At 63.1% G+C, this 20,484-nt stretch carries 19 protein-coding genes and 1 pseudogene; 10 read left to right on the plus strand and 10 right to left on the minus strand.

What is annotated here, in order from left to right; genetic code table 11:
- Nucleotides 1-219 precede the first annotated feature (219 nt).
- Together EEQ99_RS11160 and EEQ99_RS11165 are read left to right on the plus strand one after the other, a co-directional pair.
- Complete coding sequence (locus EEQ99_RS11160; protein ID WP_127430421.1) at nucleotides 220-1,587, plus strand: TIGR03808 family TAT-translocated repetitive protein; 1,368 nt, start codon at nucleotides 220-222, stop codon at nucleotides 1,585-1,587.
- 176 nt (nucleotides 1,588-1,763) lie between these two features.
- Nucleotides 1,764-2,429 carry a glutathione S-transferase family protein gene (locus EEQ99_RS11165; protein ID WP_047614193.1) on the plus strand — a complete coding sequence of 222 codons (666 nt, stop codon included), beginning with the start codon at nucleotides 1,764-1,766 and terminating at the stop codon, nucleotides 2,427-2,429.
- Between the two features lie 3 nt (nucleotides 2,430-2,432).
- Here the strand turns inward: EEQ99_RS11165 and EEQ99_RS11170 are convergent, their stop codons facing one another.
- Nucleotides 2,433-3,329: a LysR substrate-binding domain-containing protein gene (locus EEQ99_RS11170; RefSeq protein WP_047614191.1), complete on the minus strand. Its 897-nt coding sequence runs from the start codon at nucleotides 3,327-3,329 to the stop codon at nucleotides 2,433-2,435.
- A gap of 177 nt (nucleotides 3,330-3,506) precedes the next feature.
- Between EEQ99_RS11170 and EEQ99_RS11175 the strand changes: the two genes are divergently transcribed.
- Together EEQ99_RS11175 and EEQ99_RS11180 are read left to right on the plus strand one after the other, a co-directional pair.
- Nucleotides 3,507-3,701, plus strand: a complete 195-nt coding sequence (locus EEQ99_RS11175) for a hypothetical protein (protein ID WP_047614189.1) — start codon at nucleotides 3,507-3,509, stop codon at nucleotides 3,699-3,701.
- Nucleotides 3,702-3,739: 38 nt separating this feature from the next.
- Nucleotides 3,740-4,099, plus strand: coding sequence for an MmcQ/YjbR family DNA-binding protein (locus EEQ99_RS11180; RefSeq protein ID WP_047614187.1), 360 nt, complete (start codon nucleotides 3,740-3,742; stop codon nucleotides 4,097-4,099).
- On the opposite strand, the gene EEQ99_RS11185 is transcribed toward EEQ99_RS11180, so the two are convergent.
- Entirely contained in the window at nucleotides 4,084-4,704 is a 621-nt protein-coding gene (locus tag EEQ99_RS11185; protein WP_047614494.1) for a glutathione S-transferase family protein, read from the minus strand. The genes EEQ99_RS11180 and EEQ99_RS11185 overlap by 16 nt on opposite strands.
- Nucleotides 4,705-5,060: 356 nt before the next feature.
- On the minus strand, nucleotides 5,061-5,417 hold the full coding sequence (locus EEQ99_RS11190) for an NUDIX hydrolase (protein ID WP_047614493.1): 357 nt from the start codon (nucleotides 5,415-5,417) through the stop codon (nucleotides 5,061-5,063).
- Nucleotides 5,418-5,558: 141 nt separating this feature from the next.
- On the opposite strand from EEQ99_RS11190, the gene EEQ99_RS11195 reads away from it, so the two are divergent.
- Nucleotides 5,559-6,314, plus strand: coding sequence for a DeoR/GlpR family DNA-binding transcription regulator (locus EEQ99_RS11195; protein WP_048338321.1), 756 nt, complete (start codon nucleotides 5,559-5,561; stop codon nucleotides 6,312-6,314).
- On the opposite strand, the gene EEQ99_RS11200 is transcribed toward EEQ99_RS11195, so the two are convergent.
- Together EEQ99_RS11200 and EEQ99_RS11205 are read right to left on the minus strand one after the other, a co-directional pair.
- Entirely contained in the window at nucleotides 6,289-7,032 is a 744-nt protein-coding gene (locus EEQ99_RS11200) for a hypothetical protein (protein ID WP_127430422.1), read from the minus strand. The genes EEQ99_RS11195 and EEQ99_RS11200 overlap by 26 nt on opposite strands.
- A 129-nt stretch (nucleotides 7,033-7,161) precedes the next feature.
- On the minus strand, nucleotides 7,162-8,169 hold the full coding sequence (locus tag EEQ99_RS11205; protein WP_127430423.1) for an asparaginase: 1,008 nt from the start codon (nucleotides 8,167-8,169) through the stop codon (nucleotides 7,162-7,164).
- Nucleotides 8,170-8,667: 498 nt separating this feature from the next.
- Here EEQ99_RS11205 and EEQ99_RS11215 point away from each other — a divergent pair.
- A pseudogene (locus EEQ99_RS11215) lies at nucleotides 8,668-9,878 on the plus strand (MFS transporter).
- Between the two features lie 25 nt (nucleotides 9,879-9,903).
- Here EEQ99_RS11215 and EEQ99_RS11220 read toward each other — a convergent pair.
- A complete protein-coding gene (locus EEQ99_RS11220) occupies nucleotides 9,904-10,527 on the minus strand; it encodes a helix-turn-helix transcriptional regulator (RefSeq protein ID WP_127430424.1) in 624 nt (207 codons plus the stop codon).
- A 103-nt stretch (nucleotides 10,528-10,630) separates the two neighbouring features.
- Between EEQ99_RS11220 and EEQ99_RS11225 the strand changes: the two genes are divergently transcribed.
- Nucleotides 10,631-12,058 carry an MFS transporter gene (locus EEQ99_RS11225; protein ID WP_127430425.1) on the plus strand — a complete coding sequence of 476 codons (1,428 nt, stop codon included), beginning with the start codon at nucleotides 10,631-10,633 and terminating at the stop codon, nucleotides 12,056-12,058.
- Between the two features lie 56 nt (nucleotides 12,059-12,114).
- Here EEQ99_RS11225 and EEQ99_RS11230 read toward each other — a convergent pair whose 3' ends face one another.
- The 4 genes from EEQ99_RS11230 to EEQ99_RS11245 all read right to left on the minus strand — a co-directional run bounded on the left by EEQ99_RS11230 (nucleotide 12,115) and on the right by EEQ99_RS11245 (nucleotide 16,246).
- Nucleotides 12,115-13,116 (minus strand): NAD(P)H-quinone oxidoreductase, encoded by a 1,002-nt coding sequence (locus EEQ99_RS11230; protein ID WP_063476613.1) that lies wholly within the window; start codon nucleotides 13,114-13,116, stop codon nucleotides 12,115-12,117.
- 125 nt (nucleotides 13,117-13,241) lie between these two features.
- A complete protein-coding gene (locus tag EEQ99_RS11235; RefSeq protein WP_127430426.1) occupies nucleotides 13,242-15,080 on the minus strand; it encodes a GGDEF domain-containing protein in 1,839 nt (612 codons plus the stop codon).
- A 157-nt stretch (nucleotides 15,081-15,237) separates the two neighbouring features.
- Complete coding sequence (locus tag EEQ99_RS11240; RefSeq protein ID WP_047614177.1) at nucleotides 15,238-15,480, minus strand: ribbon-helix-helix domain-containing protein; 243 nt, start codon at nucleotides 15,478-15,480, stop codon at nucleotides 15,238-15,240.
- Nucleotides 15,481-15,649: 169 nt separating this feature from the next.
- Nucleotides 15,650-16,246, minus strand: a complete 597-nt coding sequence (locus tag EEQ99_RS11245) for an HdeD family acid-resistance protein (RefSeq protein ID WP_127430427.1) — start codon at nucleotides 16,244-16,246, stop codon at nucleotides 15,650-15,652.
- A 155-nt stretch (nucleotides 16,247-16,401) separates the two neighbouring features.
- Here EEQ99_RS11245 and betI point away from each other — a divergent pair, with 155 nt between their 5' ends.
- The 3 genes from betI to betA all read left to right on the plus strand — a co-directional run bounded on the left by betI (nucleotide 16,402) and on the right by betA (nucleotide 20,343).
- Nucleotides 16,402-17,028, plus strand: coding sequence for a transcriptional regulator BetI (gene betI, locus EEQ99_RS11250; protein ID WP_127430605.1), 627 nt, complete (start codon nucleotides 16,402-16,404; stop codon nucleotides 17,026-17,028).
- Nucleotides 17,025-18,488, plus strand: a complete 1,464-nt coding sequence (betB, locus tag EEQ99_RS11255) for a betaine-aldehyde dehydrogenase (protein WP_127430428.1) — start codon at nucleotides 17,025-17,027, stop codon at nucleotides 18,486-18,488. The genes betI and betB overlap by 4 nt, the downstream gene beginning before the upstream one ends.
- A 202-nt stretch (nucleotides 18,489-18,690) precedes the next feature.
- Nucleotides 18,691-20,343 (plus strand): choline dehydrogenase, encoded by a 1,653-nt coding sequence (gene betA / locus EEQ99_RS11260; protein WP_063476608.1) that lies wholly within the window; start codon nucleotides 18,691-18,693, stop codon nucleotides 20,341-20,343.
- Nucleotides 20,344-20,484: the final 141 nt, after the last annotated feature.

The following is a 20,484-nucleotide window of genomic DNA, read 5'->3' on the forward strand; positions in this document are numbered from 1 at the left end:
GCCCTTGTCATCGTAGAATTTCCCTTCAAAGTAGTCCTCATTTCCTTCGGCTTGCTTAAATGAAAGGGTGAACAAGACGACAATATAAGCGGCGATATCCTGCCGTCGGCGGCGGCTACACCTGCAATTTCGCTCACCTCTGCCAAGCTTGTACCAAAAGAATACATGCCCACCTGGCACGTTTCCTGCTACGGGCGCGTTATGACAGGAGTGCGCCGAATGCCTTCACGCCGCGATATGCTTCTCTTTCTCGCTGCCTCGGCGGTGGCGGGAGGGGCATCGCGCGCGCTTGCCTCGCCGCTGACGGCCGCCGCCCAGCCCGATCTGCGCGGTGCGATCGACGCGGTGGAATATCGCGCCGTTCCCGAAAGCGGCGACCGCAAGACCCGCAACCTTGAGCAGATGATCGAACGGGCGGCGCGCGAGAACGTGCCGGTCTTCCTTCCGCCCGGCACCTACCGGATCTCCAATCTCACCCTGCCCGACAATACCCGTATCACTGGCGTGCCCGGCGCCTCGCGGATCGTCTACACCGGCGAAGGCCACCTGTTTTCGGCCGAAAACGTGCGCCGCATCGAGCTTTCCAATCTCGTCATCGACGGCGGCAATCGCTGGCTTGGCGATTACGCCGGCGCGCTGCTGCAATTTACCAGCGTCGACGAGGTGCTGATCGACAATTGCGAGATCGGCGGCAGCCGCAAACACGGCCTGCAACTGGAACGCTGCGGCGGGCGGATCGAGCGCAGCCGCATTTCGGGTGCGGCCCAATCCGGGCTTTACGCGGTGGAATCGGCAAATCTTTCGGTCACCGGCAACACGGTTTCGGATTGCGGCAATGGCGGCATCCTGGTGCATCGCTGGAAGAAGGCGGAGGACGGCACCGTCGTTTCCGGCAACCGCATCTCCAACATCCGCGCCAATGACGGCGGCACCGGCGAAAACGGTAACGGCATCAATATCTTCCGTGCCGACGGCGTGATGGTGACGGATAACCATATCTCCGACTGTGCCTTCACGGCGATCCGCGCCAATTCTGCCTCGGACATCCAGATCAACAGCAACCAGTGCCGGCGCTCCGGCGAGACGGCGATCTATGTCGAATTCGCCTTCGAGGGCGCCGTGGTTTCCGCCAATATGATCGACGGGGCGGCAAACGGCATTTCGATCGCCAATTTCGACGAAGGCGGCCGGCTGGCGAGCGTCACCGGCAATGTCGTGCGCAACCTGACGCTGAAGGGTCCCTACACCCACGAGGTCGGTTTCGGCATCGGCATCGCGGCGGAGGCCGATACGCTGATTTCCGGCAATGTGATCGAGGGCGCGCCGCGCTGGGGTCTGCAGATCGGCTGGGGTCCGTATCTGCGCAACGTCGTTGTCACAGGCAATGTGGTGCGCAAGGCACCCGTGGGATGCGCCGTCTCGGTGGCCGACGGCGCCGGCACCGCCGTCATCACCGACAACATCTTCCAGGAGACCACAGAAGGCGCAGTTTTAGGCTTCCAGTGGGAGAAGAAAGTCTCCGCCGAGATGGCAGGCGGCGGCTCGCCTTATGCGCAACTGACCATCGAGCGCAACCGCGTCTCGTGACCGTTTAGACAATTCCAAGCAAAAGCGCTTCGCGCTTTACCTGGCAAAACCGCTATACACGTTTGCTGGAGTTGCCGAGGCCATCAAAAGCTTTCATCATCCCATCAGCCACAGGGACTTTTCCCACGCCGATCCGGCATTTACGGTCCCGCGGACAATATCGAGGGGATACGTTCATGCTGACAATCTACGGGGTCTATCGGTCGCGCGCTTCCCGCGTCTATTGGATGGCGGAGGAGCTTGGGCTCGAATTCCGCTCGGTGCCAGTGCTGCAGGCAAGGCGGCTTGCAGATCCGCTGGCGGAGGATGCGCCACTCAACACGCGTTCGCCTGAATTCATCGCCGTCAATCCGATGGGGCAGATCCCCAGCATTCGGGACGGCGATCTCGTCATGCACGAGTCGCTGGCGATCAATCTCTACCTCGGCCGCAAAAACGGCGGGCCGCTTTCCGGTCAAACCGTCGAAGAAGACGGATTGTTGACGATGTGGACGGTCTGGGCGGCGGCAGAGGTCGAGCCGCATACGGTGCGGATCGTGCTCACCTATGATAATGGGCTTGAAAACAGCGAAGGCGGCAAAGAGACGATCGCCGTCGCCTGCCGCTCGCTGCGCAGGCCGCTAAAAGTTCTCGAAGGCCATCTTGCCGGCCGGCCATGGATCGTCGGCGACCGCTTCACCGTCGCCGACCTCAACCTCGCCGAAGTGCTGCGCTACGCCCAGAGCGAGGAGGCGCTGTTCCAGGCACATCCGAATATCAAAGCCTGGATCGAGCGCTGCCAATGCCGCCCGGCCTACAAGGCGATGCAGGCGACCCGCGGCAAAGAGCCGATCGAGGTGTGAGGACTACCGGAAGAGAGCCAGTGTGCCGGCCATTTCCTCGCGGATCCAGGCCTTGAAATCCTTGACCTTCTTCGGCTCGCGTGTGCCTTCGGCGGTGACGAAATAGTGGCCGAAGCCGGTCGGCGCGCGAATGCCGAAGGGGGCGGCGAGCCGGCCTTCGGCAAGCGCGAAGGCGGCCAGGGTCTGCCAGGCAAGCATGACGCCCTGGCCGGCGATCGCCGCATCGAGGCAGAGCGAGGCATCGTTGAAAACGTGGCGGGTCGAAAGCGTCGCACCCGATAGCCCGGCCTCACGCATCCAGACCTCCCAGGTGAACATGGCGTGGCCATCGATGATGGCGGGCAGTTCGAGGATATCGGCGGGCTCTTTCAATTTCGCCGCCATCTCGGGCGAACAGACGGGAAAGACCTCCTGCTCCAGGAGCAGTTCGGCCTTCACGTCAGGCCATTTGCCGTTGCCGACGCGGATGCCGATATCGACGTCGCAAAGCGCCGGGCTGACGAGGTTGGTGGTCGCATCCAGCCGCAGCTTGATGTCTGGGTGGCGCTCGGCGAAGCGATCGAGCCGGCAGACCAGCCAGCGGGCGGCGAAAACCGGCGCCACCGATATGGTCAGGATGGTATCGTCCTTGCGGTTTGCGATCGACACCGCCGCCGAAAGCCGGGCGAACCCCTCATCCAGCGCCAGGAGAACCGGTCGGCCGGCTTCGGTGACGATCATTCCCCGGGCGGTGCGCTCGAAGATCACCTGGCCGAGCTGGGCTTCGGCTTTGATGACCTGCTGGCTGACGGCGCCGACCGAGACGCCGAGCTCCTCGGCGGCGGCCTGGAGCGAGCCGAGACGGCCGACGGTTTCCAGCGCCCGCAGTCCGTTGAGATGGACGGTATTCAGATTCTTCATATAGTTTTTCTATAACGGCTCCGCTTTAATCTCAATTGAAATTCTGCCTGGAGAGGCCGACATTGCAAGCATAGGCAATCCATTCGAACTCAGTGCGTGAGGCGGACAAGATAGTTCAGCAGGCGGAAGCCACTTTGCGATCATCCTTCTACGCCACCGAAGAAAGCGAGGCCTGCCATGTCATTGCTGAAGTTTTTCTTGAGACCTGCCCTTGCCGTCGGAAGGGCAGACATTGTCCCGGCCTGGAAGGACGATCCGTTGCGGCATCCCGAGGTCGAACGCATGTCGATGCGCGAAATTGCCGATCTGCCGCTCGGGATACAGGCGGGCTTTCCCAAAGAGGCCAAGCCGCCGCTGGCGAAATGCGCGTGAAAACGTGGTAGGTTCGCCCCGGCAGAAAGGGCGGAACCATGGCCGGTGATGTCGATGCGATCTTCGAACGGCTGAAGCGGCTGACGGCGGAAGCCGGGCTGCCTGATGTCGAGGAGAGCACCTCCTATGGCAATCCGGCGCTGAAGGTCGGCGGCAAGAGTTTTGTGGCGGTGAAGAACGCCGAGACGATCGTCATCTCGATTTCGCTCGACGACAAGGACCACTTGTTGGAGATGGCGCCCGACGTGTATTTTCAAACCGATCATTATGTCGGCTGGCCGCATCTGCCGGTGCGCGCCGCCATGATCGGCGACGCGGAATTGCGGTTGCGGCTGATCGGCGCCTGGCTGTTCCGGGTGCCGAAGAAGCTTGCTGCCCGCTATCAGGCCCGATCGTAGGCCAGCGCCCGCTGGACGGCGGGGCGCTGCAGCATGCGGGCGTGATGGTCGCTCGCCTTTTCGAAGCGGGTGGGATCGACGCCGTCGGACGGCAGCCAGTCGGTCATGACGAAAAGATAGGGATCGGCGATCGAATAGGCCTCGCCCATCACCCATGGGCCTTCGAACATCGTCTGCTCGATCAGTGTGAAGCAATCGGCCATGTTTTGCGGCACTTTCGCTTTCATCGCTTCGATGGCGGCCGGCTCGTCGGCCCAGCGGGAGCCGCGCGGGCGATGGGCATGGTTCACATGCACGGTCGAGCAGATATAGCTGTTGAAGGACTGGAGCCTGGCCAATTCGAAGACATCGCCAAGCGGCGCCAGCTTGGCGGCCGGGGCGCTCTGGGCGATATAAGCCAGGATCGCCGGCGTTTCCGTCAGCACGCCGCGATCGGTGACAAGTGCCGGCACACGGCCCTTCGGGTTGATCTTCAAATAGTCCGGCGAACGCTGCTCGCCATCGCGCAGGCTGATCTTCTTTACGTCGAAGGCCAGGCCGGATTCTTCCAGGGCAATAAGGCTTGCGAGCGCACAGGTTCCCGGCGCGTAATACAGTGTCAGCATGTTCGACTCCCTTTCGGCGAGGGTTATAGCGTAGCGGTGGGTGCGCCGGAACTGGGGGATTGGGTTTTGATCCTCCATCGGGACAAGGGTGGGTGCGAGTGTGAGGGCATGATCGGTGTGCCGTGCCGCGCCCCTCATCCGGCTGCCGCCACCTTCTCCCCGCGGGCGGGGCGAAGGGGGATAGCCGCAACCTCGCGGTTCCTCACTCACCTCTCGCAGGGCACGTCCCCTCGCCCCGTTTTTACGGGGGTCCGAAGGATGGGGCGAGACGAGTGGCTCGACCCCGGTAAGGTTAGGGTGAGGGGCAGATTTTGCACGTCAACTCGCCTTGTCAGCTAACGCAGCCAGGCCCACCCTCACCCGCAGCCCGGCACATCCTCCAGCCGGTGCCAGACGGGGATGCCGCGCTCCCTGGCGATGCGCACGTCGTTATCAGCCCCCTTGGAATCGCCGGGCAGGCGCAGCACGCCCTCGCAGAGCTGCAGCAGCCGGCCGGCGACCGGGTGGAAGATTTCTTCGTAGAGCGCGTCGCCGACCGATCGGCCGCCGGCAGCGTGCCAGATCGGCAGGGCCACCCATTCGCCGATCATCGGCACGTGGCCGGCTGCAAACAGTGCGTGCGAGGGTTCTTCCAGCCGCTTCAGGTTGGCGGCCATCTTCTCCGGGTCGTCGCCCGTTCCGGACCGGTAAGGCCCGGCAATCAAAATCAACATGATCCACTCCATTCGCCCCGCCTGTGCAGGAGCACTCCCGGCCTCATGCACGGGATGTCGTGAAAATGCACGATATTTCTTGAATGTCGAGTCACTTCGTGCAATATCGGGTGATTATGTTTAACTTCGTGCAGAGAGCCCATGCTGACGACGCAACGCAAGACCCTCATTCTCGATATCCTGCGCCGTGACGGACAGGTGATCGCCAAGCGTGTTGCCGAGGATTTCGCGCTTTCGGAGGACACGATTCGCCGCGATCTCCGGGAAATGGCGGCGGAAGGTCTGTTGAAACGGGTGCATGGCGGAGCGATGCCGCTGGCGCCTGACCTGCCTGACTTCACTGCCCGGCGCAGCGTCTCGTCGCAGATCAAGGCGCGGCTGGGGGCCGCGGCGGCGGCGATGGTCAGGCCGGGACAGATGATCTTCCTCGACGGCGGCACGACGACGGCGGAGATCGCCAGGCACTTGCCGCGCGACATGCCGCTGACGGTGGCGACCCACAGCCCGACGATTGCCGCCGAACTGGAACACCACCCCACAGCCGAGGTGATCCTCACCGGCGGACGGCTCTACAAACATTCGATGGTCGCGACCGGCGCGGCGGCGATGGCGGCAATCTCGCAGCTCCGCCCCGATCTTTTCTTCCTCGGCGTCACCGCCGCTCACCCCGTGCACGGGCTTTCCACCGGCGATTTCGAGGAAGCGGCGATCAAGCGGCATATCGCCCACTGCGCGGCCGAAACCCATGTGCTGCTGACCGAGGAGAAGTTCGACCTCGTCTCGCCCTGCCCGGTGCTCGGCATTTCCGAGGTGGCAGGGCTGATCGTGCCCATGGAGATGACGGCAGAGCGGCTGAAACCCTATCGCGATCTCAACGGCGCGATCGCCGCAGCATGATGGCCCTGCGCGAGGGTTGTTGCCGCGCCGTGGCATGCGGCAGCAGGCTGGCGGCAAGAGCCGCGATGAAGGCCGCCAGCACGGCATAGGCCGGCGCCATGCTGCCGGTTCCAAGGGTGAGCACGGTCTGCAGATATGGCTGCGCCAGCGCGATGACGACGGCAAGCGCCGGCATGTCGAGCAGTGTCCCGGCGATCCGCGACAGCTCCGACATGAAGGCTGCGCCAGCAAGCGCGCCGTAGACCGCCGTCAGGCGGATTGTGCGGCGCAACGGCACCGAGGCGGCAAGCGGCAGCGTGTCACCATCCTCGAGCACAAGCGTGAGATAGACGACGAAAGCCGCCAGGAACAGGAAGGCGACGGGCAGTGCGGCGAGGGTGGCGGGCTGCGTCAGAGCCGCCGCATCCGCGGCCAGGAAGAGAAGGATCGGCGTGGAGGCGACGAACCAGACGGTGACGATTGGCCCCCAGAACCAGAGGAGCGAGAGCCTGTGAAGACGCAGCAGCGTGGCGACGAAGAGCACGCCGATCGCGGTCCAGATGCAGGCGGGTTTGAGCACGCCCGATATCAGCCGGAGGGTCGGCTGGCAGGCGCCGGCCATTTCTCCGCAGCCGGACAGCTGGATGGTGAGCCAGGTGATATAATCGAGGCTCAGCGCGGCGAATAGGAAGATGCCGATCCCCATCAGCATCCACCAGAGATAGCGGCCTGCAAACATGCCCTGCCCTCATGGCTTCCAGGACTGTGCTCACGCCGCCGCGAAGGGGTGCATCCGCGATCGCGGGACGTACCCTTTTATATTAGGTAATTCTTATTTTTCTAATAACTTATATATGCAGAGCCACGCTCATCCGGCCAAGGCGGAGGTGACACTGATATCGCCGACATGGATGCCGTTCCAATTGCGCATCGGCAATGCGGCATGGGCCATCAGGCCCGCATGCACCTCGCTCTCCGTCTCGAAGAAGCGGGCGAGCGTCGCCGCCACCATGGCTTCGGCAGCACGGGTCGTGCCGTCCTCGCATTTGAGCGCAATCGCGATGCCCTTTTCCGGGATCGCGGCGCAGAAGACACCCTCGGCACCGGTTTTGACGAAGATGCGGCCGGGGGCGATCTGCATCAGCTCCGTGCAGGCGCGGCCGGAGCCGGCGACATAGAAGGGCTCGGCCATGCAGGCTTCGATCAGCCGGCGGGATGCCCTGGCGCGCAAGGGCTCCAGGCCGCCGCCGGTCGCCATTTTGGCAAAGCCGTGGGCCAGGCTGCGCAGCGGCACGGCATAGGTCGGAATGGAGCAGCCATCGGTGCCGCAGCTTTCCGCTCCGAGCACGGCGCCGGTCAGGCTTTCCATCGCCGCGCGGATCTCGACCTGCAGCGGGTGCTGGTAACCGACATAGCCCTTCGGATCGATATTCTGATGGCAGCAGGCGCAGATAAAGCCCGCATGTTTTCCCGAGCAATTGTTGTGCAGCGCGGTCGGCGCATCGAGCGTGCGGGCCTGATGGATCAGGACCTTCTGACTCATCGACCAATGGGCGCCGCATTCCAGCGCCTCGGCATCGCGACCGGCCCGCAACAGCATCGAAGCGGCCAGCGCCACATGCGCGTCCTCGCCATTATGCGAGGCGCAGGCCAGCGCCAATTCCTTGTCGCCGAAGCCATAGGCATCGGCAGCACCACTCTCGACCAGCGGCAGCGCCTGCATCGCCTTGCAGGACGAGCGCGGGAAGATGGCGGCCTCGATATCGCCCAGCGAAAGGACAAGCTTGCCGTCACCATCAACGACCGCCACCGCGCCGCGATGGCGGCTTTCGACGAGCAGGCCGCGGGTGACTTCGACAGTGACGGGATTGGACATGAGCTTTTATCCGGATGCTGGCGGGGTTGCGCAGTCCATAACGCGTCACGCGGCGAAAGCCAACGGGGTTGACGTTTTGCCCGGGTTTAGATGGCTAGGCGGGTGCCTGCTGATAGTGCCGGCTCTATATGTGGCTGGACGTCACCGCACCCTCCGTCATCCTCGGGCTTGACCCGAGGATCTACGCTGGCCTCGACCGGTAGCGGGCATGGATCCTCGGCTCAAGGCCGAGGATGACGGAGAGTGGGGTAAGCTTTGTGGCCAGTACAGCAACGATAGAGGGAATCGGAGCGGAAGTGCGCCCCTCCCAGGCATCGAGTTTGGACGCCTCGAGACATCTGGTCGCGAAATTCTGAGGTAGGCGTTCAGCCCTGTTGCGGGCTTGGACGCGATCACATCGTGCGGACATCCATCACAAAAATTGACGGAGATGATCGAAAACTATCGTTTCTCTGATATCTCAGATGCAGCTAAGAGTGGTGCATCAGGAACCGCGCCATGCCCTCGACTTTTTCATTGATCCTTCGCGACAACAGGATCCGCGTCCCGACCATGACGCTCGTCGCGCTCGCCTTCACCTATGCCTCGACCGTGCCCTACCAGTCGATCATCGGGATCAATGAACTGGGCTTGAGCAACGGCGCCTATTCGGCGCTGGTGTTCTTCTCGGCGATCGTCAACGTCACGACGAGCCTGACGCTCGGCATCTGGTCGGACAGGCTGAAAGAGCGGCGGCCGCTGGTGCTGGGGCTTTCCGTCGCCGGCATGCTGGGCTTCGGGTCGATCGCGATCGTCCACAGTCCCGCAGTCTTCATCTTCTCCACGCTGCTGCTGGTGCCGATGAGCAACTCCACCTATTCGCTGCTGTTTGCCAGCCTGCGCGCCAGGACCAACCAGATGGAGCGCGGCCAGGGTGCGGCGATCACCGCGACGGTGCGGGCACTCTATTCCGGCTCATGGGCGCTGGCGCCGGGGATGATCGGCCTTGCTCTCGTCAGTTCGCCGTCGATGACGCCGGCCTATGGGATCGCGGCGCTGGCAAGCTGCACCTGCTTCTGCCTGTACTTCTTCTTCGCGCCCGGAAATGGCGCCGCCGGCCCTGCCCCCGATCATGTCGGCTTCCTTGCGTCGCTGAAGCGGATCTTTGAGCCTTATGTGCTGTCGCGGGTCATCGTCATGTCGATGCTGTTCGGGCTGCAGCGGCTGAACGGCATGCTCTCGCCGCTGATCATCACCCATGCGGCCGGCGGCACCGTAGTCGATGTCGGCTTCATGGCCGGGCTGACGGCCTTTCTCGAAATGCCGTTCATGGTGATGTGGGGCTTGGCGCAGCGCCGCTTCCGGACTGTGCATGTGCTCGCCTCGGCGCGCTGATCTACTGCGTCTATCTCTCGCTGCTCGGCTTTGCGTCCGCGCGCTGGCACATCTATGCGCTGCTGCTGGTCAATGCCTGCGGGGTGGCAGCGATCCTCAGCGTGCCAATCACCTATCTGCAGGACCTGATCGCCGATCGGCCGGGGCTCGGAAGCTCGCTGATCTCGCTGAACACCTTCATCGGGGTTGGCATCAGCGCCGGCCTCTTCGCCTTCGGCACCGCGATCACCGATTATTCCGGCACCGCTTTCGTCGGTGCGGTCGCGGGTCTGGCGTCGATCGGAGCCCTGCTCTATCTCGAAAGCAGCAAGCGTCAGGCGCGGCAGCCGGCATGAAGTGCGACGTTCCGAACAATCCGCCTCAACGCGGCGTGATGCGATAGGCGCAGCGGCGGGCGCCGAGGAGGATGTGTTCGCTGCGCTCGACATCGGCGCCAAGGACGGTGCGGAAGGTTTCGAGTTCGGAGCGGCAGAAGCCGGCGCAGGCGGTGGCGGCGGCGCAGATCGGGCAATGGTTTTCGACCAGTATGTAGGCGCCGTCCGCCTCCTGCCAATGATCGGCCATATAGCCTTCGCGGGTGCGGATGCCGGCAAGCCCCTCGACGCGGGCAGCAAGGTCGCCGGCAGTCTCCAGCTCTTTCCGATAGCGCTGCAGCGTCTCGGCCTCGCGGGCGGAGATGACGGTATCGAGGGCTGCGGGTCCGAGCTGTTCGACCAGCGTGCCGAGCAGGTTTGCCGTCAATTCGGCGTGACCATCGGGAAACTGGCGATTGGCGCTCGCTGTGAGCTGCCAGAGCTGGCGCGGCCGGCCCCTGCCGGTGGCGGCTGTTGTGACCGGTTCCACCAGCCCCTCCTCCGCCATCTTCGAAAGCTGCTGGCGAGCGGCCTCGCCTGAGATGCCGAGCGCATCGCCGATCGCCGCGGCGAGCTGCGGGCCGTCGGTCTTGATCAGGATCAGAATGCGGTTGGCAGGGGACTGGCGCATATTTTTCCAAGTCAAGTCTTGTTTAATTTGAGACGGCATGCAATTTTCCAATTTATAACTTGGAAAATAATCCTTCGCCAGTCAAAATCTCGGGGATTCTCCCATGTCGAATATCGACCAGACCGCAGCTCTCTCGAATCCTAGCTCCGTCTTTCGCCTGTTCCTGCCAGAGCACCTGCCGGCAACGCTGATGCTGGCCGGCGGCGTGATGCTTTACGCCGTCGAGAGTTACATCATGGCGACGATCGCGCCTTCGATCGTGCGCGATATCGGCGGGCTCGCGCTGTTTTCCTGGGTCACCAGCCTGTTCGTGGCGGCTGCCGTGCTCGGCTCGATCTTCGTCGCCATGCGGCCGCGAGGGATCGGGCTTCGCTCCGTCTATGTGATCGCAGCACTGGTCTTCGGCGTCGGCAGCCTGATTGCCGCAGCCGCCCCCTCGATGCCGGTGGTGCTGGCCGGACGCGCCGTCCAGGGTCTGGGAACCGGGGCACTGGCCGCGCTCGGCTATGCCTTCATCCGCTTCGTCTATCCCGAGCCGCTCTGGCCGAAGGCCTCGACGCTCTATGCGGCGATCTGGGGTGTGGCGACCGTCATCGGACCGACGCTCGGCGGTTTCTTTTCGTCCGGCAGCCACTGGCGCTACGCCTTCATCGTGCTTGTGCCGCTCGGCCTGCTGATGGCGGCGCTGGCGCCGCGGCTGTTGCCCGAAGTCGAGGACGATCGCGAGCAGGCGAAAACGCCGGCTGCGCAGATCGGGCTGCTGCTGGCGGCCGTGCTGATGGTCAGCGCCGCCGGCGCGATCGAGACGACGGGCGCAAAAGCGACGCTGATTGCCGCCGCGGTCGCCGCCGTCGCCGGCATGTTTCTCATCGAGAGGCGAAGCGCGAGCCGGTTGCTGCCCTCCGGCGCCGTCAGCCTGTCCCGGCCGATTGCACGGGTCTATCTGACGATGTTCGCCCTGACGGTCGTGCTGGTCAGCGACGTCTTCATTCCCTATTTCCTGCAGACGCTGCATGGGGTGACGCCACTCCTATCGGGTTATCTGGTGGCGCTGGTCGCCCTCGGCTGGACATTCGCGGCCTTCCTCAGCGGCTCGCTGACCGGCGGCCGAGCCTATGCGGCGATCGTCATCGGCGCTCTCATCGAGGCGGCGGCGACCGCGTTGCTCGCCGTCTTCCTCGGCAGCGACAATCCGGAAGGGCACCTGCTCCTCATCGTGCCGGCGGCAATCGGCATGTTCATGATGGGCTTCGGCATCGGTCTCGGCTGGGCGCATCTCGTCGCCATGGTCCTGAGGCTCGTTGCCGACAATGAGCAGGACAAGGCCTCTTCGGCGATCCCGACGATGAGTTCGCTCGGCGGGGCTTTCGGCGCGGCCTTCTCAGGGGTCATTGCCAATGGCGCCGGCCTCGTCGATCCGGGCGGTATTGCCGGCAGCATCTCGGCGGCCCACTGGCTCTATCTGCTGATGGCGCTGCCCGGCATCGTCGCGATTGCGGCGGCGATGACGCTGAGAGACCGCCGGAATTGAAAGAGGCGCCTCGGGTTCGGGGCGCCTTTTCACAATTGAACGCTGTGCCTTGTCCACTAACCTCGGACGGTGAGCACGATCTTGCCGATATGGTTGCCGTCCTCCATCAGGCGGTGCGCCTCCACGACCTCTTCGAAGGCGAAGACCTTGTGGATGACCGGGGCGACGGTGCCGGCTTCGAGCAGCGGCCAGACCTCCGAGAGCAGATCGTCGCGGATGGCGCGTTTTTCCTCCGCCGTGCGCGGGCGCATGGTGGAACCGGTGACCGTCAGGCGCTTGACCATGATCGGCGAGAGATTGACCTTTTCGGCGATCGCACCGCCGAGGAAGGCGATGATCGACAGGCAACCGTCCCTGGCGAGCGAGGCGAGGTTGCGCTCGAAATAGGCTGCACCGATCATGTCGAGGATGATGTCGACGCCCTCACCGGTCTCGGCCTTGATGACCGCGGCGAAATCCTCGGTCCGGTAGTTGATCGCGCGTTTGGCGCCCAGCCTTTCGCAGGCCTCGCATTTCTCCTTCGAACCTGCCGTCGCGTAGACTTCGGCGCCGAAGGCGCGGGCAAGCTGGATCGCCGTGGTGCCGATGCCGCTCGTGCCGCCATGGATCAGCACGCTCTCGCCTTCCGTCAGCCCGGCCATCTGGAAGAGATTGGCCCAGACGGTGAAGAAGGTCTCGGGAAGAGCCGCCGCCTTGACCGCGTCATAGCCTTTGGGAAAGGGCAGGATCTGGCCTGCCGGCAGCAGGCAATATTCGGCGTAGGCGCCGCCATTGGCAAGGCCGCAGACCTTGTCGCCCACGGCGTAGCCGGTGACGCCTGGGCCGATCGCGACGATTTCGCCGGCAAGTTCCAGGCCGAGGATCGGGCTCGCACCCTTGGGCGGGGGATAGCTGCCCTGGCGCTGGGCGATATCCGGACGGTTTACGCCGATGGCCTCGGCGCGCACGAGAATCTCACCTTCACCAGGCACCGGCAGCGGGCGTTTGCCGATCACCATCACCTCCGGCCCGCCGAAGGACGGCAGATCGACGAAGTGCATTTCCTGAGGCAGTGACATGTCGCGGCCCTCCTGATCCCGAATGTTCGGAATAGATCAGCCCCGGAGGCTTGGGAAGGCTGGAAGTGGCAAGGGCGTCAATTCGCCTCGGCCACTGCATCAGTGCTACAGCGTCCTTTGCGCGTCTAGAAAGACGCGCGGCGCTGTAGGAGGTGGAAGACGAGCCCTTCCTCGCTTTCCTTGGCGGCCGACTTGATGATGGCGATCTCGGCGCTGACGCGGTTGATATCGTCGATGACGAGGCCTTCCGGCAGTTCGATAACGCCGATCGAGCAGCGCATCAGCGGAAACAGGGCTTCGGCGCCGGTGCGGTCGTGACCGAGGATGCGGCCGGCGGCCCGGTCCTCGTCGGAATAGAGATCGCGCACATCGTCGTGGAAATCGCTGATCAGCCGGTCGAGGATCTCCTTCAACTCCTCCTCGGTCCAGCCGACGACGCCGATAAAGAAATCGTCGCCGCCGACATGGCCGAGGAAATGGCGCTCGGCGAAGAAATAGCGGCGCATCAGCGCGGCAAACAGCGAGATCGCGTGGTCGCCGAGATGGAAGCCGTAGGCATCGTTGAACGGCTTGAAATTGTCGAAGTCGCAATAGCAGAAGTGGCGGACCTCATCGCCGTCGCGGCCGGACTGGCGCATGAAATCGCGGATGGCGCGATTGCCCGGCAGGCCGGTCAGCGGGTTCTGGTCCTGGGCGGTCTTCAACTGCTTCTCGTTGATGACCTTGATCAGCGAGGCGGCGGAGACGACGCCGGCATAACGCATATTGTCGGTCAGGATCAGGCAGTTGCTGCCCTCCATATTGGCGAAGATCGCCATCAGCTGCTCGGCATCGCTATCGAGGCCGACGATCGGCGCCATCTCGACGAAATGCGAGATGGAGCGCTCATACATCTTGTTCTTCAGGAGATCGCGGCCGAAGGGCTGGTAGATATATTCCTTGAGGTGATGCTCGTGGATGATGCCGCGCGGCTCGTCATTGGCATTCAGAACCGGAAAGAAGGCCTGGCGCGGATTGCGGCGGAAGAGTTCGAAGACGCTGTCAATGCTGTCGTTCTCATAAACCGTCGGCAACAGTTCGATCTGCTTGCGGATGAGGATTTCGTCGAGCGATTGGCTGCCCCGCTTGCTCTTGCCGAGCTCCTGCAGATGCGGGAATGACGGCGTCAGCTCCGATATATGCGTCGTCGGGCGGGAGATGAACCAGCCCTGGACGAGGTCGACGCCGTATTCGCGGCAGGCGATGAATTCGGCCTCGGTCTCGATCCCTTCGGCGATGACACGGGTACCGAGCACATGGGCGATGTTGACGATGCTCTTCAACAGATGGCGCTTGCGCGGGCTGCGGTCGATCTCGGCGACGAAATGTCGATCGATCTTCAGGTAATCGACGGCATAGTCGCAGAGCAGCTTCATCTCGCCGTGACCGACGCCGAAATCGTCGATCGCCAGCTTGAAACCGGCCTTGCGCAGCCTGGACACCAGGGCGGAAAATTCCGGCACGCTGGTATTGTCGAAACGTTCGGAGAATTCGAAGCAGACTGAGGATGGCGGAATATTGGCCTTGCGCAGATGCTGCAGCAGGTTCTCGACCAGGCGTTCGCCATGCGGGATCAACCGGACGTCGAGATTAAGGAACAGCGTGGAGGTCGCAAAATTCGACAGCGTGGCGAATTTGGCGAGCGCCCGGCTGGCGAGCATCTGTTCGAGCTGCAGCAGTTGGCCGAGCTGATGGGCCTCGTCGAGGAGTTCGACCGGCGTGTCGTAGCCGATGCGTTCCTGGCCTCGCATCAGGGATTCATAACCGAAGACCGTGCCGGTGCCGGCCTCGACGATCGGCTGGAAGGCGTTCTCGACCACGAGCTTGGCAAGCGTGATGATTTGATCGCTGGCGTAGCGGCGCAGAACACCCGGCTCGAGGGTAGCAACCAAAGACATGTCGGTCTTCACGTGGCCGGTCTTCATTGTGGCGGATCTCCACTGTGACTTGTTCTTTTCGTCCGGAACATGCCGCAGAAGGATCAACGAACTCTTTCGCCAGTGTGAAGGTTTTATGAAACGCGCAGAGACTCGCCGCGCGTTCCGCGTTTATTCAATTTTTCAAATGCAATCAAATGCTTGCTCAGGCGGAACGACGGCGCTCCGCCTCGTGATCGGCGAACATGTCGGCGACGCATCTGCCGCCGGATGGAGCGCCCTCATCGTCGAGGACATCGTCGCGGAATTCGTTGAGCTTGCGGGCGGTATCCCACAGGCGCAGCGCTTCGCGGACGACCTCGCTGCTCGAGGCATAGCCGCCATTGTCGACGGCGGCGCGGATACCCGCTGCCTGTTGCGGAGAGATGGATACGGTGACCATCGGCATGAACTTCCTCCCTTTTCTGATCAGGCAGAACCCTGCCTCTGGGGGACGCATGACCATTTTCAGCATTCTCGGCAATACCAGCCGGTGCCTTGGTGCATTCGCACGTAGCCGGTCCTCTGTCTTTGGACCGGCATTAACCCTTAAAGTCTAATCCCCTGTCATCCCCTTGTCAAAAAGAACGGTCGGAAAGCGACGCCGGAGCATCACTTTCCACAGCCCCACTGCGGATGCCGAGGCCGAAGGCAATCATCGTCCAACCCTGGATAATGAGGTCGGCGGCCAGGAACAGGCCGAGGATCCAGAGACTGTTCACCGGCCAGCCAAGCGCAATGACGAAACCGGCAAGGGCGGTGATGACGCCGCTTGCGACGATCCAGCGCCAACCCTTGGTGGGCTTCATGCGCATGCCGACCCAGGTGCGGAAGACGCCGGCGATGACGAGGGTTAAAGAGAGAAACAGAGTCAGCGCCACCGAGGTGAGGATCGGATTGATGAAGGCGCAGATGCCGGCAAGCAGGTAGAGCAGGCCGCTCAGCACCCAGAACAGCGCGTGATCCCAGCCCCGCACCTGGAAGGCATGGACGAGATAGATCACGCCGCCGAACAGCATGAGCATGCCGACATAGTAGACCGAGACGACGGTGGCGAGCATCAGATTGCCGAGCGCGATCAGACCGCAGACGAGCAACAGCACGCCGAGGCCGACGAACCAGATCCATTTCGACTGCAGCGAAGATGTCGGTGTTCCCTCAAAGACATCGGCCATGATGCACCTCCTGAGATTTGGAATATGTTGCAGCAATTTTTCACGGAAAGATCTGCGCCAGATCAAATCGAGAAAGATTTTTATTGATTGATCAGTCAATCAAAAATAACCTGCTTCAAATTTTTACAGGAGCTGGCAGCTTGCCAAAGGTCGGAATGGAGCCGGTGCGCCGCAAGGCGCTTGTCGATGCGGCGCTGCGGGTGATCGGCGATCACGGCTCGCTTGCCGTCACCATGTCCGACATTGCCCGGCAGGCCGGCGTGTCGCCAGCCCTGGCGCATCATTATTTCGGCAGCAAGGAGCAATTGCTGATCGAGACGATCCGCTCGCTTCTCCGACAGCTGCGCAGTGATACGGTGGCAGCACTCAAGGCGGCCAGAACGCCGCGGGCGCGGCTTTCGGCCGTCATCCGCGTCAGCTTCCACGCCGACCAGTTCGCGCCGGAGACGATTGCCGCCTGGCTCGCCTTCTACGCCGAAGCGCAGCGCTCGGAAGAGACCCGCCGTTTCCTGGTGATCTATGCCCGGCGGCTGCGTTCCAATCTCTTGGCCGATCTGAAAGCACTCCTGCCGGCTGACGCCGCAGAACGCATCGCCGAAGGCGCTGCGGCGATGATCGACGGGCTCTATATCAGGCAAAGTCTGAAATCAGCGCCGATCGGCATCGAAGCCTCGATCGCGCTGACCGAGGATTACCTGAATGCGCTCCTGGCCACCGCCTCCCCTTCCTCCCGAGGGGAGAAGGGACGACCCCATCGAACCACCCAAGGACAAATGACATGAAAGCCCAGCCGAAAGCCTCGCACTTCATCGACGGCGAATATGTCGAGGATACCGACGGCACCGTCATCGAGAGCCTCTATCCCGCGACCGGCGAAGTGATCGCCCGGCTGCATGCCGCAACGCCTGCGATCGTCGAGCGGGCGATCGCGGCGGCCAAACGCGCCCAACCGGAGTGGGCGGCGATGAGCCCGATGGCGCGCGGGCGCATCCTGAAGCGGGCGGCCGACATCATGCGCGAGAGAAACCAGGCACTCTCCGAACTGGAAACGCTCGATACCGGCAAGCCGATCCAGGAGACAATCGTCGCCGACCCGACCTCGGGTGCCGATGCCTTCGAATTCTTCGGCGGTATTGCGCCGGCCGGTCTCAACGGTTCGCAGATCCCGCTCGGCCAGGACTTTGCCTATACCAAGCGAGTGCCGCTCGGCGTCTGCGTTGGCATCGGCGCCTGGAACTATCCGCAGCAGATCGCCTGCTGGAAGGCTGCACCAGCGCTTGTCTGCGGCAATGCCATGGTGTTCAAACCGTCCGAGAACACGCCGCTCGGCGCATTGAAGATCGCCGAGATCCTTTATGAGGCGGGACTGCCGAAGGGGCTCTTCAATGTGATCCAGGGCGACCGCGACACCGGGCCGCTGCTCGTCAACCATCCCGACGTCGCCAAGGTATCGCTGACCGGATCGGTGCCGACGGGCCGCAGGGTCGCGGCGGCGGCGGCCGGCAACCTCAAGCATGTGACGATGGAACTCGGCGGCAAGTCGCCGCTGATCGTCTTCGACGATGCCGATCTCGATTCGGCGGTCGGGGGCGCGATGCTCGGCAATTTCTATTCGACCGGCCAGGTCTGCTCGAACGGCACGCGCGTCTTCGTACAGAAGACGATCAAAGCCGAGTTCCTGAAGCGGCTGAAGGCCCGCACCGAGGCGATGCTGATCGGCGATCCGATGGACGAGGCGACGCAGATCGGCCCGATGGTCTCCTGGGCACAGCGCGAGAAGGTGATCTCCTACATCGAGAAGGGCAAGGCCGAGGGCGCAACGCTGATTGCCGGCGGCGGCATTCCGAACAACGTCTCCGGCGAAGGCTATTACGTGCAGCCGACGGTGTTTGCCGATGTCACCGACGACATGAGCATCGCCCGCGAGGAGATCTTCGGGCCGGTCATGTCAGTGCTCGATTTCGACGCGGAGGACGAGGTGATCGCGCGGGCCAATGCCAGCGAATTCGGCCTTTCCGGCGGCGTCTTCACCGCCGACCTCACCCGCGCCCACCGCGTCGTCGACCGGCTGGAGGCGGGCACGCTCTGGATCAACACCTACAATCTCTGCCCGGTGGAAATCCCCTTCGGCGGCTCGAAACAATCCGGCTTCGGCCGCGAGAATTCGCTGGCCGCGCTGGAGCATTATTCCGAGCTGAAGACGGTCTATGTCGGCATGGGCCCGGTGGTGGCGCCTTATTGAAGGAGTGAAGACCCCTCCCCACAAGAGGGAGGGGCCAATCCGGGGCACCGGTTCTGCCCTCCTTCCATCGCATCGCTTACGGCGCTGATTTTGAGGTGAGGCAGTGCCGCAAGTTAAGCCCTCCCCCTGTGGGGAGGGGTTTGGGGCGGGGTCTTAATGTCCGGGGTCTTCGGAACCGTTGCAAAGAATCTAAGGGAACGTCATGCAACAAGCAGATTTCGTCATCATCGGCTCGGGGTCGGCCGGTTCCGCCCTCGCCTATCGCCTGTCGGAAGACGGCAAGAACAGCGTCCTCGTCATCGAGGCGGGCGGCAGCGATTTCGGGCCGTTCATCCAGATGCCGGCAGCCCTTGCCTGGCCGATGAGCATGAAGCGGTATAACTGGGGTTATCTCTCCGAGCCGGAGGCAAACCTCAACAACCGGCGCATCACCGCGCCGCGCGGCAAGGTAATCGGCGGCTCCTCCTCGATCAACGGCATGGTCTATGTGCGCGGCCATGCCGAAGACTTCAACCGCTGGGAGGAACTCGGCGCCAGCGGCTGGGCCTATGCCGACGTGCTTCCCTATTTCAAGCGGATGGAGCATTCGCATGGCGGCGAAGAGGGCTGGCGCGGCACGGACGGGCCGCTGCACGTGCAGCGCGGCGGCTTCACCAATCCGCTGTTCCGCGCCTTCATCGAGGCCGGCAAACAGGCAGGCTTCGAGACGACGGAGGATTACAACGGCAGCAAGCAGGAAGGTTTCGGGCTGATGGAGCAGACCATCTTCGGCGGTCGCCGCTGGTCTGCCGCCAATGCCTATCTGAAACCGGCGCTGAAGCGCGATAATGTCGGGATCGTCTACGGCCTGGCGCGGAAGATCGTGATCGAGGACGGACGCGCCACCGGCGTCGAGATCGAACGCAAGGGCAAGATCGAGGTGGTGAAGGCGAACCGCGAGGTGATCGTCTCGGCCTCCTCCTTCAATTCGCCGAAGCTCCTGATGCTGTCGGGCATCGGTCCCGGCGGCCATCTGCAGGACATGGGCATTGAAGTCAAAGCCGACCGGCCGGGCGTCGGCGCCAACCTGCAGGACCATATGGAATTCTACTTCCAGCAGGTGAGCACCAAGCCGGTGTCGCTCTATTCGTGGCTACCATGGTTCTGGCAGGGCGTGGCCGGCGCGCAATGGCTGCTCTCGCGTGGCGGTCTCGGCGCCTCCAACCAGTTCGAAGCCTGCGCCTTCCTGCGCTCGGCACCGGGGCTGAAGCAGCCCGATATCCAGTATCATTTCCTGCCGGTGGCGATCAGCTATGACGGCAAGGCGGCGGCGAAAAGCCACGGCTTCCAGGTCCATGTCGGCTACAACCTGTCGAAATCGCGCGGCAGCGTGAGCTTGCGCTCCGCAGACCCCAAGGCCGATCCGGTGCTGCGCTTCAACTATATGAGCCATGCCGAGGATTGGGAAAAATTCCGCCACTGCGTGCGCCTCACCCGCGAGATCTTCGGCCAGAGCGCCTTCAACGACTATCGCGGCCCGGAGATCCAGCCGGGCGAAGGCGTGCAGAGCGATGAACAAATCGACGCCTTCCTGCGCGAACATCTGGAAAGCGCCTATCACCCTTGCGGCACCTGCCGCATGGGCGCCAAGGACGATCCGATGGCGGTGGTCGACCCGCAAACGCGGGTGATCGGCGTCGACGGCCTGCGTGTCGCCGACAGCTCGATCTTCCCGCACGTCACCTATGGCAACCTGAACGGGCCGTCGATCATGACCGGAGAAAAGGCGGCCGACCATATCCTCGGCAAACAGCCGCTGGCACGCTCGAACCAGGAACCGTGGATCAATCCGCGCGCGGCCGTCAGCGACCGATGAGAAACCAACATCAGTGAAGGACATTCAGGCCGGCACGACGGAATTCGTAAGCAAGATCGTCGGTCCCGACACGTTCGCCCGAACCGTCGCTGTCGCGGTGAACGTGCCTGAGATGTCGTATCAAGGAAATCCTGCTCCGGC

Origin of the sequence: Rhizobium anhuiense, assembly GCF_003985145.1 — a bacterium.
GTDB lineage: Bacteria > Pseudomonadota > Alphaproteobacteria > Rhizobiales > Rhizobiaceae > Rhizobium > Rhizobium anhuiense.